The sequence below is a fragment of the Actinomycetota bacterium genome, assembly GCA_018830725.1.
Classification (GTDB): Bacteria; Actinomycetota; Humimicrobiia; order JAHJRV01; family JAHJRV01; genus JAHJRV01.
In genome coordinates, this window is the sequence record JAHJRV010000153.1 from 1 (window position 1) to 13,105 (window position 13,105).

Genomic DNA, 13,105 nt, shown 5'->3' on the forward strand with positions numbered 1-13,105 from the left:
AAAGCAAATGGATTATTAACTATTCCAGCTGAGAAAAATTTTATTGAAAGAGGGGAAGATGTAGAGGTTAGAATGTTAAAAGCAATTCTTACTACACCAATTCCTATTAGTATTGAAAATTTTTAAATTTTTAAATAGCTTAACTTAAAGCCAGGAAACCCGCTTGCGAAAGCTTACGGTAGTTCACACTCTCAAATAGAATTAGATTATCATTCTAATAGAGTAAGAACAAAAAAAATAAATTAAGTAACCTTTGAAAGCTTTAGCCATGATTTATAAAAACAATGTCATAGTAATAAATAAAATTTAGAAAAATATAGTAGGGCAAGGCTTTAGCCTTGCTTAATATTGCAACCCCAAAGGGTTGCAATACATATTAACTAAAAGTTGCCCTACATGTGTAGCCTCTCCCCTGGTGGGAGAGGGAAAGGGAGAGGGGGAAGATTAAAAATGATTAGATTTTCTATTTTGACTGTAAGTGATAAAGGATATAGAGGTGAAAGAGAAGATATCAGTGCGAATGTTATAAAGACAAAGATAGAAAAGCTTGGTTATGAGTTAATTGATTATAAGATTGTTCCTGATGATAAGGGGATGATAAAAGATACTCTTACTGATTTTTGTGATAAAAAGAAAGTTGACCTAATTTTTACTACTGGTGGAACCGGGTTTTCACCAAGAGATTTAACTCCAGAAGCTACAAAAGAAATAGTAGAAAAAGAAGTTCCCGGAGTATCTGAAATAATAAGATTGGAAGGTTATAAAATTACACCTCATTCAATGCTTTCCCGAGGATATAGTGGTATTAGGGGTGGTACTTTAATAATTAATCTACCAGGAAGTCCAAAAGCTGTTGAAGAATCATTGGAAGTAATTATTCCAATATTAGATCATGGTATTGAGGTGTTGAGGGGGGAAGCTTATGAATGTGCAACAAAACAGAAAAATGCCCCTTAAAAATAGAGACCCTTTGAAAGCTTTAGGCATAAAATAAATTAAGTAACCTTTGAAAGCTTTGGGTATAGTCTCTTGACTGTTTAGCCTCTCCCCTGGTGGGAGAGGGAAAGGGAGAGGGGGAATTTAAATTATATGAAACTAATAATTTGTGAGAAAAATCAATCAGCAAAAAGAATCTCAGAAATACTCTCAAGAAAAAAGGCTAAGAGAGAAAGTTACTATAAAAATATCTATTATAGCTTTAAGTGGGATGATGAGAATGTTTTAGTAATGGGATTGAGAGGGCATATCCTAACATTAGAATTTCCTCCTGAATATGAGAACTGGCAGAAGGTTGAGCCTTTTAGTTTGATTAATGCTGAAACCAGGAAAGTTCCAAAATCTAAATCTTTGATTAAACTTATTAAAGAAAAAGCTAAAAAGGCCAGTGGAGTAATTATTGCAACTGATTTTGATAGAGAGGGTGAGTTAATCGGATTTGATGTTATTTCTCTAATAAAAAAAGTGAATCCAGAAGTTAGAATAAAAAGGGCAAGATTTTCAACATTAACTTCAGATGATATTAATAAAGCATTTTCTAATTTAGAAGAACCACATTTTTCTCTGGCAATGGCAGGAGAGACAAGACAGGAAATTGATTTGTACTGGGGAGCTATCTTAACTCGTTTTATATCACTTGCCTCAAAAAGGCTTTGGGAAAATTACTTATCAGCGGGAAGAGTACAGAGTCCAACACTTGCCATTTTAGCAGAAAGGGAGAAAAAAATTACTGAATTTAAACCCACCCCTTATTGGCAGATCAGGTGTGAAATTTCAAAAGATAAGCAAAACTTCTTTGCTTATCACAAAAAGAGGAAGTTCAATAACAGAGAAGAAGCAGAGAAAATACTTAATAAACTATCGGAAAGGAGCATAGTTAAATCAGTTAATCAGGTGAAGAGAGATAAAAAACCACCATCTCCTTTTAATACGACCTCATTTCTTCAGGAAGCAGCTAAGGTTGGTTTTTCTCCAGCTAAGGCTATGAATATAGCTGAGAGCTTATATATGGGTGGTTATATAAGTTATCCAAGGGTTGATAATACTGTATATCCATCCTCTCTAAATTTGAGGAAAGTTTTGCAAAGACTTAAGAAATTTGAAAAGATTTCTGATTTAGCTGAAGAATTACTAATTAAAAAGAAGCTTATACCAACCAAAGGCAGTAAGATTTCTTCTGACCATCCACCTATTTATCCAACTCGTGTACCTGATAAGAAGGTTATAAGTTCCGATCAGATGAGAATATTTGAGCTTGTATCTCGAAGATTTATGTCGACTCTTGCCAAGAAAGCCATTATTTTAAGTGTTAATGTAAAAATTGAGATTTCAAAAGAAATATTTTTAGCAAATGGACTACAAATTGTAGATGAAGGATGGATGAAATTTTACCCATATATAAAAACAAAGGAGAGTTATCTACCACCATTGAAAGAAGGAGATAAACTGAATGTTTTGAATTCTGAAATTTTAGATAAAGAGACTAAACCACCAGCAAGATATACCCAAAGTGGATTAATAAATAAAATGGAAAAATTAAATTTGGGTACAAAATCAACGAGACATACCATAATTCAAAATCTCTATAATAGAGGTTATATTCACAACAATCCAATAATTACCACAAAAACCGGAATAGTGGTTGCTGATGTTTTAAAAAATCATGCTAAAAAAATATCCTCGTCAGAGATGACCTCTGACCTGGAAAATGATATGGATAGAATTGCTTCTGGTAAAGAAAGTAAGGAAAAGGTTGTAAAAAAGTCAAAACAATTATTAAATGATATATTAATACAACTAACTGATTCAAAAAATGAGATTGGTGAAAAGATAAGAACAGGTGTTTATGAGGATAAGAGGATCGCGAAGTGTCCAAAGTGTGGCAAAGATTTAATAATAATAAAAAGTAGGATGACAAAAAAAAGGTTCGTTGGTTGTTCAAATTATCCAGATTGTTCTCAAGCTTATCCAATTCCCCAGAAAGGTAAAATATCTTCTACGGGAGAGATTTGTAAGTATTGTAATACAACTGTAATTAAGATAGTAATGAGAAGAAGAAAGCCCTGGAACTTATGTCTAAATCCAGATTGCCCATCAAAAAAAGATAAGAGTAGTAAAAAATATCCAAAACAGAAATTAAAAGGCAAAACAAAAAAGGAACTGGAAATTTTTGGAAAATGTCCAAATTGTAAAAATGACTTGGTATTAAGAACAGCTAGAAAATCTAAAAAAATATTTTTAGGTTGTTCAAATTATCCAAAATGTAAGACAACATTTTCAATACCACAATCTAGGGAAGTAAAACCTAATGAAAAGTTATGTGATGTGTGTGGATTTTCTCAGATTGAGATCATGTTAGAAGATAAAATACCAAAAATTTTGTGTATAAACAGATCATGTTCCACAAATAAATAGAATTTTTTTGGTATATAATTTTTATAATCACCTTCCTCTCCCTTGATGGGAGAGGGTAAGGGAGAGGGTGTAAATTTGATAATTTAAATATTTTCCCCTCCCCTAAAATCCCCTCCCACAAAGGGAGGGGAGTACATATGTAGATAACTACACTTTTTTTAGTAATAGTTTAAATTTTTTAAAAAAATAATTTTAATAAGGAGGCAAAGAATATGGAACTAAAGAAGATTAAAGAATTAATAACATCAAATAGAATATTATTGGGACCAGGTCCAAGTAATTATGACCCTCGTGTAATGAAGGCAATGACATCTCCTTTGATTAGTCATTTAGATCCAGAAATTTACCTGATACTTGATGAGACTGTAGAGTTATTAAAATATTTATTTAAGACAAAAAATGAAGTAACTCTACCCATGTCAGGGACGGGAACAGCAGGAGGAGAGACTGCATTCACAAATGTAATTGAACAGGGTGACAAGGCAATAGTTTGTTTAAATGGTTTCTTTTCAGAAAGAAATATAGAAATGATAGAAAGATGTGGAGGGGAAGTAATAAGAATTGATGCAGAGTGGGGTAAACCAATAGATATTGAAGAAGTAGAAAAAACATTAAGGGAAAATCCTGATGTAAAGGTTTTATCAATGACACATGGAGAGACCTCAACTGGTGTTTTAACTCCACTTGAGGAAGTAGGGAAATTTTGTAGCCAAACTCCAACTCTATTTGTAGTAGATGCTGTACCAACATTGGGAGGAATGGATGTTGATGTGGATGGTTGGAATATAGATATATGTTATAGTGGAACCCAAAAATGTTTAAGTGCTCCACCAGCAATGGCTCCAATTACTTTTAGTCAGAAAGCAATAGATGTAATAAAGAATAGAAAAACTAAAATACAAACTCTATATCTTGATGCAATTGAATTGATGAGACATTGGGGTAAAGAAAGAAAATATCACCATACACTTCCAATTGTTATGATCTATGCTCTAAGGGAAGCATTGAGAATAATTTATGAAGAAGGGCTTGAGGAGAGATTTAAAAGACATAAGGAAATAAGTCAACTACTTAAGGTTCATTTAACAGAGATGGGATTTAAGCTATTTGCTCAGGAAGGTTATAGACTTCCAATGCTAACATCAGCTGAAATTCCCGAGGGACTCAACGAAAAGGTAATAATAACTAAATTACTTAATGAATATAATATAGAAATTGGTGGAGGTTTCGGTAAATTAGCAGGTAAACTGCTGAGAATAGGGTTGATGGGATATTCATGCTCAAAGAAAAATGTTTACTATCTGATATCTGCCCTTAAGGAGATAATGTCTTAAAATTGAATTTAACTTCAAAAATATCCAAGAAAGCATTAATTAGAAAGGAGTTTGTATGAAGCCAAAGGTTTTTGTTACCAGAAAATTACCGGAGAAGGCTCTTGAAATGATAAGAGCAGAATGTGATATGGAGATAAATCCTCACGATAGAGTATTAACTAAGGAAGAATTAATCAGTGGTATAAGTGACAAAGATGGTATGCTCTGCCTTCTAACAGATGAAATAGATGAAGAGGTTATTGATAGTGGAAGGAATTTAAGAATAATTGCAAATTATGCTGTTGGTTATAATAATATAGATGTTAGCGCAGCAACTAAAAGGAAAATTCCAGTAACAAACACTCCTGGAGTCTTAACAGATACAACTGCAGATATGGCATGGGCTCTAATTTTTGCTATTGCAAGAAGGGTTGTTGAAGCTGATAAATTTACAAGAGAGGGTATGTATAAAGGTTGGGGACCAATGATGTTTTTGGGTGGAGATATATATAGAAAGACTTTAGGAATAGTTGGTTTAGGAAGAATAGGAAAATCAGTAGCCAAGAGAGCTAAAGGGTTTGATATGAGAGTTTTATATTTTGACGCTTTTAGAGCAGATGAGAAAGTTGAGAAAGAACTTAGCATTAAATATGTTAGTTTAGAAGAGCTCCTAAAAGAGTCAGATTTTGTCTCAATTCATGTCCCCTTGCTCCCCTCGACTCACCATTTAATAGGTGAAAAAGAACTTTTAATGATGAAAAAAACAGCATATCTGATAAATAATTCTAGGGGTCCCGTAATTGATGAAGAAGCGTTAGTAAAAGCATTGAGGGATAAGGAAATAGCAGGAGCAGCATTAGATGTTTTTGAAAATGAACCAGAAATTTCTCCTGGTTTAGCTGATTTAGAGAATGTAGTACTCACTCCACATATTTCAAGTGCATCTATTGAGACAAGAACTAAAATGGCAGTAATAGCTGCTGAAAATTTATTAGCTGGATTAAAAGGCATTAGACCCCCAAATATTGTTAATCCAGAAGTTTTAGAACAATAAGAAGAAAATATGAGAGGACTATTTATCACATTAGAAGGAATAGATGGATCAGGAAAAGATACTCAGGCTAAGATGTTAGCAAAGTATTTAGAAAAAAAAGGCTACTCAGTTCTTATAACCAGAGAACCTGGAGGAACTTCAGTTGGTGAAAAGATTAGAGAGATACTTCTTAGCTCGGAGATCGGGAAAGTTGACTCAAGAGCTGAGGTATTATTATTTGCAGCAAGTAGAGCTCAGATAGTTTCAAATGTTATAAAACCTGCATTAAAAGAAGGGAAAATTGTAATTAGCAATAGATATGTCGATTCTTCATATACATATCAAGGGATAGCTCGAGAAATGGGTTTAGATTGGGTAATAGCAGTTAATGAATGGGCTACAAGAGAACTCCTTCCTGATATAACATTTTTTCTTAATATCCCCGAAGAAGTGGGATTGAAAAGAGTTGATAGATCAAGAAATATTAGAGATAAAATAGAAAAAAATGGTGAAATTTTTCAGAGAAAGGTTAGGGAAGGTTACTGTAAATTAGCAAAGATGTTTCCTGAAAGATATAGAGTAATAGACTCAAAAAGAAATGAACTTCTTATCCACGAGGATATTAGAAAAGAAGTTGATAAATTTATTAAAAATGAAAAGTGAGAAAGAATTTACACTTTTTGATCAAATTGTTGGTCAAGAAAAAGCATTAAATTATTTAAAAGAGATTGTGATAAGAAGATCATTTTCACATGCTTACATCTTTTATGGACCTATAGGGTCTGGAAAGAAGCTCGCCGCCCTTTCTTTTATAGCAGTATTAAATTGTCCTAAAAGGGGTTGTGGTATCTGTGATAGCTGCAAACAGATAATGAATAAAAACTTTTCAGATTTATTAATAGTTGAACCAAAAGGAAATTATATATTAGTAAATGATATAAGAGAACTTAGAAATAAACTTTCCCTAAAATCTTATAGTGGAAAAGTTAGAGGGGTAATTATAGATGAAGCAGATTTAATGACAGAAGAAGCATCAAATGCACTACTTAAAACTTTAGAAGAACCCCAGTTAAATACAGTTTTTATTCTTATAACTTCAAGACCAAATCGAATTCTTTCAACAATTAACTCCCGTTGTCAGGCAATGCATTTTACTTCAATATCAAGGGATGAAGTTGAAAGGCAGTTAGTAGACAAACTTGAGATAGAGCCACAAATTGCAAAATTTCTTTCAAGATTAAATAATTACAATTTCTATAGAGCTAAGGAAATAGTAAGTGATGGTAAAAGTTTAGAAATAAGAGATCAAATTTTAGATATTTTAACTAAAATTTATGATTCCGATGATGCTCAAAAGATAGAATTTGCATCGAAAGTAATGAATATAATGGAAACAATATCAACTGATGAAATTGATAAACAAATGACAGAAAAGTTAAATATTTGGAAAAATTTTGCATTATCACCAAAACATTTTTCCAAAGTAAGAGGTGAAATAGATGAGGAAAAGAGGAGAGTCTTAAAAAGGAAAACTTTACTTAAAGCAAATTGGGTGATGGATATAATTTCCTCATGGTATCGCGATCTATTATTATTAAAATATGAATTAAATAATAAGTTGATAACAAATATGGACTACTATAAAAACTTAATTGAAATAAAGGAAAAAATTGAGATAAAAAAGTTGATTAATATCTTAGGTAAAATACAATATATTAGGAATTTAATGGATATAAATATAAATTTACCACTTGCAATGGAAACACTTTTTTTGAAATTAGGAGGATAACTTTGGTAAAAGTAGTTGGTATCGTTTTTAAAAAAGGAGGAAAAGTATATTATTTTAATCCCGAAAATTTAGATCTTAGTTTGGGAAATAAAGTAATTGTTGAGACATCAAAGGGAATGGAATTTGGAATCGTAGAATCTGAAATAATGGACATAAAGGATGATGAACTGGCTGCCCCACTTAAACCTGTTTTGAGAAAAGTAACTGAATATGATAAATCATGCTATGAAAGAAATAAATTAAGAGAAGAAGAAGCATTCAATAAATGCTTAGAATTAATAGATAAATATGAGCTTAAGATGAAACTCAAAGAAGTGGAAGTTGCTTTTGATGGTTCAAAACTTACATTCTATTATACATCTCAAGAGAGGGTAGATTTTAGGGAATTAGTTAAAGAACTTGCTTTAATTTTTAAAAATAGAATAGAAATGAAGCAAATTGGGGTTAGGGATGAAGCGAAAATGTTTGGTGGATATGGACCTTGTGGAAGAAGATTGTGTTGTGCTCTATTTCTAAAAACTTTTAAGCCTGTTACTATTAAAATGGTAAAAGATCAGGGTCTTCCACTCTCGCCTTTTAAAATATCTGGACCCTGTGGAAGACTTATGTGTTGTATAAAGTACGAATACCCCATTTATGAAGAATTTATTAAAAAATGCCCAGTTAGAGGAACTGAAGTAAATACTCCGCAGGGAGTGGGCATAGTTGTTGGTTATGATATATCCTTGAAATCAGTTGTTGTTGAACTTGAAAATGAAAGGAAATTGTCTTTTCCTTTAGATCAAATAGATTATTAAATTTTAAGATAATTCTACAAAGCTATTAAAAAACTTAAAATAGTGTTTCCAGTGGCGAAATTTTATGCAATATACAATAGGAAGCCGACGTAGCTCAGTGGCAGAGCAGCTCACTCGTAATGAGCAGGTCACTGGTTCAATCCCAGTCGTCGGCTCCATTCTAAATTAATAATTATAAAAATGGTTTAAGAAGTTTAGAGAGGTAATATTTGATAAATATTTTTAATAAAATAAAAAAAGTTTTATACGATGAAGTAAAAGAGATGTTACCTATTGAGATTGATATAAAAGAGTTCTATAAAGAGGTGATAGTTGAAAGATCGAGGGAGAAAAAATATGGTGATTTAGCAACAAATGCTACATTTGTTTTTTCAAAAAGAATTAATAAATCCCCTATTGACTTAGCACATCAGTTATCTGAAAGATTATATTTTCCAGGTGGTGAAATAACTGATATTGTACCTTCTCATCCTGGCTTTATAAATTTTAAGCTTTCAAATAAATTCATAAATTCTGAATTAACCAAAATTTTAAAATTAAAATCAAGATATGGAACAAACCAAACTGGTAAAGGAAAAAGGATAAATCTTGAATTTGTTAGTGCAAATCCAACAGGTCCACTTCATGTAGGTAATGGGAGATGGGCAGCATTAGGCGATTGCTTAGTAAATATATTTGAAGCAAATGGCTATAAAGTGATTAAGGAATATTATATAAATGATGCTGGAACTCAGGTTGAACTATTAGGAAAATCTGTATTAGCGCGATGTAGAGAAATATTAAACTTACCTTCAGAATTTCCAGAAGGAGGATATCCCGGTAAGTATATTTATGATATTGCAGAAACTTTAATAGAAAAAAAAGGTAAGGATTATTTTTCATATCAAGCAGATAAAATAATTAAGGATATTTGCATACAATCAACTGAAATAATGATGGGTAGAATAAAGGAAACATTGGAAATGATGGGGGTTAAATTTGATATCTGGTTTAAAGAAAGTGAACTTTATAAAAGTGGTCTTTTTAAACAAGTAGTTGATTTCTTAGAGAAAAAAGAATTTATATATGTAAAAAATGGAGCAAAATGGTTTATATCATCTCAATATGGTGATGATAAAGATAGAGTGGTCATAAAAAAAAATGGGGAACCAACATATTTTGGTGCTGATATTGCATATCTAAAAAATAAGTTGAATAGAGGATATGATAAGAATATTTATATTTGGGGATCTGATCATCATGGAGATGTAATGAGACTTAAAGCAGCAGCAAAAGTATTAGAAACAGAACCAGATAAAGTTGAGATAATAATAGGTCAGTTTGTGAATCTAACTCAAGGAAAAAAGCCAGTTAGAATGTCAAAAAGAAAAGGCATCTTCTTTACTTTAAGAAAATTACTTGAGCAATTAAATATAGATGTAATAAGGTATTTCTTTGTTATGAAATCTTTAGACACACCTCTTGATTTTGATTTAGACTTAGCTAAAGAAAAAAGTATGGAAAATCCTGTTTATTACATTCAATATGTGCATGCGAGAATTGAAAGTATTTTAAAGAAAGCAAAAGAAAAAGATATTGAGATACCATCATTTGATAAAATAAACTTTGATTTTATTTCTCAACTGGATGAAATTGCTCTTTCTAAAGAATTAATATTTTATCCATTTATTATTAAAAAAGCATGTCAAAATCGTACTACTCACATAATCACTAACTATTTAGAAAATTTGGCAAAAATATTTCATTTATTCTATACGAATTGTAGAGTAATAGTAGAAGACAAAAGTGTAACAAATTCAAGGATATCTCTAATACTGGCAACGAAGCAGGTAATAAAAAATGCTTTGAAAATTTTAGGAGTAAGTGCCCCAGAATCCATGTGAATCTCATTAAATATATTGAAGAATCTCATTAGAAAAAACATAAATATGAAAATTTTAAATAATAAAATAAGGAGAGTGCGAAATTGAAAGAAAGAAAGAAAAAGAAGAGAGTATGGTTATGGGTGATCTTGTCAATCTTTTTTGTTCTACTTGTGATATTCTGGGGATTTTTTTTAGTCTATTCATTAATAGGAGGTGGCGTAGGATATATACCAACAGGAGAAAGTATCGCTTTAATCAGGATAGAAGGAGTGATTTCTGATTCTGAGAGCAGTTCATTACTTTATGGTGAGGGAACTGAACCAGAAAAAATAATTCATCAATTACATAGGGCAGAAGAAGATCCGAATATAAAAGCAATAATATTTAGAATAAATAGTCCAGGTGGAACTGCAGCTGCATCTCAGGAAATATATAGAGAGATTATGAGAATAAAAAAACCTATTATTTCATCAGTAGGTGATATTTGTGCATCTGGAGCATATTATATAGCAAGTGCAACTGATTGGATAGTTGCAAATGAAGCATCATCTGTTGGTAGTATAGGTGTTATAATGCAATTCCCAAACTATCAAGGTTTATATGAGAAATTGGGAATAAAAACAGAAACTTTTACTAAGGGTAAATATAAGGATTTGGGAAGTCCTGCACGGGGGTTAACTGATGAAGAGAAAAGATTAATTGATAAAGAATTAGAGGTTGTTTATCAACAGTTCATTAGAGATGTTGCCAAAGGAAGGGATATGACAGAAAAAAATGTAGAGGAGCTTGCCACTGGTTTTGTATTTGTGGGTTCTGAATCTTTTAATTTAAAATTGATAGATGAGTTAGGGAATTATCAGGATGCTATAAATAAAGCTGTCGAGCTTGGTCAAATAAAGGGAAAACCCACAATAATAGACTTCAAAAGACCAACATTTTTTGACACATTTCTTTTCAATATAATAAGTGGTTTAAAAAAAATGATTCTATCTGATATTTACTTCAATTCTCAATTTCAGTTTGAAGAACCAATTATAAAATAGATGATTTAGATGATTTGATTGAGTAATAATAAGAATAGACGGACTGAATTATCTTTAATAAAGTAAGTTAAGAATTTTAAACTGCACACTTATATTAAGTTAAAAAAGGTCATTTCTATTAAGTTACTATACAATATTTTAAAAGTATTGATTTTTTTATTATTTATAGTTAAAATAACATAAGTCCAATATTGGTGGTTTATTTTCTAAATATTTAATCTTTTAAACCATCTTTCGAAAGGTAAATTTGTAAGTAGGTGTTATCCACCATATCTTCAAAATCCTCAAAATTTCAAAATATAATGGAATTTTTAATATTTTTTAAAAAATGGGAAAAACCTTTTAGAAATTGAGAAATAAACAATTGATAACAAATCTATTCAAAAATTATAAATTTCAATAAAAAAATTTTTACAGGAGGTATTTTTTGGAAAAAATCTTAGAAAAGCCAAATCTTGATGCAATGTTACTTGCTGACTTACAGGATTTAGCTTCAGAAATGGGAATAAAAAATTTTAAGAAATTAACTAAAAATAAATTAATCGTAGAAATATTAAAAGCACAGGCTGAAAGTGATGGTCTTTATTTTAAATCTGGAATACTGGATATATTAGGTGATGGATTTGGGTTTCTAAGAACTGATGGATTTTTACCAAGTGCGAATGATATTTATGTGTCTCAATCACAAATTCGCAGATTTCATCTTAAACAGGGTGATGAAGTAGCTGGCAAAGTTAGATCTCCTAAAGATACAGAGAAATATCATGCAATTTTAAAAATAAAATTGGTGAATGGTGATGATCCTGAAAAGGCACGGAGTAGAAAATATTTTGATCAATTAACCCCTATATATCCCACAGATAGACTATATCTTGAAACCACTCCAATTAGAATTTCTGCAAGAGTAATAGATTTACTTGCTCCCATAGGTAAAGGACAAAGAGGACTTATAGTATCTCCTCCAAAAGCTGGTAAGACTACAATTTTAAAGGATATTGCAAATAGTATAACTACCAATAATCCTGAAGTTATACTGATGGTTCTCCTTGTTGATGAACGTCCTGAAGAGGTTACGGATATGGAAAGGTCAGTTCAGGGAGAGGTAATAAGTTCAACCTTTGATCAACCTTCTGAAAATCATCTTAGAGTTTCAGAAATGGTTCTTGAAAGAGCAAAAAGACTTGTTGAACAAGGTAAAGATGTAGTTATTCTATTAGATAGTGTAACCAGGTTAGCAAGAGCATATAATTTAATGACACCAGCTTCTGGAAGAGTATTATCTGGAGGCGTTGATGCAACTGCACTATATCCACCAAAGAGATTTTTTGGTTCTGCAAGAAACATTGAAAATGGTGGTAGTTTAACTATACTTGCGACTGCTCTAGTTGAGACCGGAAGTAAGATGGACGAAGTTATTTTTGAAGAGTTTAAGGGAACAGGAAATTTAGAGATTAAATTAGATAGAAAATTAGCAAATAAAAGAATTTTTCCAGCAATTGATATAGAAAAAACAGGTACGAGGAAGGAAGAGCTCATTATGAATAAGGAGGAAGCAGAATTAGTTTGGAAACTAAGAAGAGTTCTTCATTCGTTAGATCCAACTGAAGCAATAGAACTTCTAATTGGGAAAACCCGCGAAACGAAAAGTAATGCGGAGTTTTTATTAGCTGTTAAAAATTCTGCTGCTGGGAAAAAGTAGTAAAATAAATATTAATAAAAAAGATTTCAAGACATTCTATGTCAAATGAAAAGTAAATATTAAACTGTCAAAGAACAAAAAATCTTTGAGTCGCACTTTGAAAATTTAATAAGAAATCTCTGGCATCACATACTCACTTTTATCTTTCATGAGAC

Annotated in this window: 11 protein-coding genes and 1 tRNA gene; all 12 read left to right on the forward strand. The window is 31.3% G+C overall.

From position 1 onward, the window contains the following. Positions 1 to 126, forward strand: a 126-nt coding sequence (locus KKC53_06800) for a hypothetical protein (protein ID MBU2598855.1), incomplete at its 5' end; no start/stop codon positions are given. A gap of 324 nt (positions 127 to 450) precedes the next feature. Then, a complete protein-coding gene (locus KKC53_06805; GenBank protein MBU2598856.1) occupies positions 451 to 957 on the forward strand; it encodes a MogA/MoaB family molybdenum cofactor biosynthesis protein in 507 nt (168 codons plus the stop codon). Positions 958 to 1,089: 132 nt separating this feature from the next. Then, positions 1,090 to 3,411 carry a DNA topoisomerase I gene (locus tag KKC53_06810; GenBank protein MBU2598857.1) on the forward strand — a complete coding sequence of 774 codons (2,322 nt, stop codon included), beginning with the start codon at positions 1,090 to 1,092 and terminating at the stop codon, positions 3,409 to 3,411. 212 nt (positions 3,412 to 3,623) lie between these two features. Then, complete coding sequence (locus KKC53_06815) at positions 3,624 to 4,745, forward strand: alanine--glyoxylate aminotransferase family protein (protein ID MBU2598858.1); 1,122 nt, start codon at positions 3,624 to 3,626, stop codon at positions 4,743 to 4,745. 55 nt (positions 4,746 to 4,800) lie between these two features. Then, entirely contained in the window at positions 4,801 to 5,778 is a 978-nt protein-coding gene (locus KKC53_06820; GenBank protein MBU2598859.1) for a D-glycerate dehydrogenase, read from the forward strand. A gap of 9 nt (positions 5,779 to 5,787) precedes the next feature. Next, positions 5,788 to 6,420: a dTMP kinase gene (gene tmk / locus KKC53_06825; protein ID MBU2598860.1), complete on the forward strand. Its 633-nt coding sequence runs from the start codon at positions 5,788 to 5,790 to the stop codon at positions 6,418 to 6,420. Further along, positions 6,410 to 7,546 (forward strand): DNA polymerase III subunit, encoded by a 1,137-nt coding sequence (locus KKC53_06830; GenBank protein MBU2598861.1) that lies wholly within the window; start codon positions 6,410 to 6,412, stop codon positions 7,544 to 7,546. Before tmk ends, KKC53_06830 begins: the two co-directional genes overlap by 11 nt. Positions 7,547 to 7,548: 2 nt before the next feature. Then, the gene (locus tag KKC53_06835; GenBank protein MBU2598862.1) at positions 7,549 to 8,343 is read left to right on the forward strand and encodes a stage 0 sporulation family protein; all 795 of its coding nucleotides are present in this window, start codon (positions 7,549 to 7,551) and stop codon (positions 8,341 to 8,343) included. Between the two features lie 83 nt (positions 8,344 to 8,426). After that, positions 8,427 to 8,501, forward strand: a tRNA-Thr gene (locus tag KKC53_06840). Between the two features lie 51 nt (positions 8,502 to 8,552). Further along, positions 8,553 to 10,226, forward strand: coding sequence for an arginine--tRNA ligase (locus KKC53_06845; protein MBU2598863.1), 1,674 nt, complete (start codon positions 8,553 to 8,555; stop codon positions 10,224 to 10,226). Positions 10,227 to 10,309: 83 nt separating this feature from the next. Further along, the gene (sppA, locus tag KKC53_06850; GenBank protein MBU2598864.1) at positions 10,310 to 11,251 is read left to right on the forward strand and encodes a signal peptide peptidase SppA; all 942 of its coding nucleotides are present in this window, start codon (positions 10,310 to 10,312) and stop codon (positions 11,249 to 11,251) included. A gap of 463 nt (positions 11,252 to 11,714) precedes the next feature. Then, positions 11,715 to 12,950, forward strand: a complete 1,236-nt coding sequence (rho, locus tag KKC53_06855) for a transcription termination factor Rho (protein MBU2598865.1) — start codon at positions 11,715 to 11,717, stop codon at positions 12,948 to 12,950. Positions 12,951 to 13,105 lie beyond the last annotated feature (155 nt).

Coding starts and splice junctions, on each gene's coding strand:
- KKC53_06805 (MBU2598856.1), top strand. CDS start 451: ATGATTAGATTTTCTATTTTGACTGTAAGTGATAAAGGATATAGAGGT.
- KKC53_06810 (MBU2598857.1), top strand. CDS start 1,090: ATGAAACTAATAATTTGTGAGAAAAATCAATCAGCAAAAAGAATCTCA.
- KKC53_06815 (MBU2598858.1), top strand. CDS start 3,624: ATGGAACTAAAGAAGATTAAAGAATTAATAACATCAAATAGAATATTA.
- KKC53_06820 (MBU2598859.1), top strand. CDS start 4,801: ATGAAGCCAAAGGTTTTTGTTACCAGAAAATTACCGGAGAAGGCTCTT.
- tmk (MBU2598860.1), top strand. CDS start 5,788: ATGAGAGGACTATTTATCACATTAGAAGGAATAGATGGATCAGGAAAA.
- KKC53_06830 (MBU2598861.1), top strand. CDS start 6,410: ATGAAAAGTGAGAAAGAATTTACACTTTTTGATCAAATTGTTGGTCAA.
- rho (MBU2598865.1), top strand. CDS start 11,715: ATGTTACTTGCTGACTTACAGGATTTAGCTTCAGAAATGGGAATAAAA.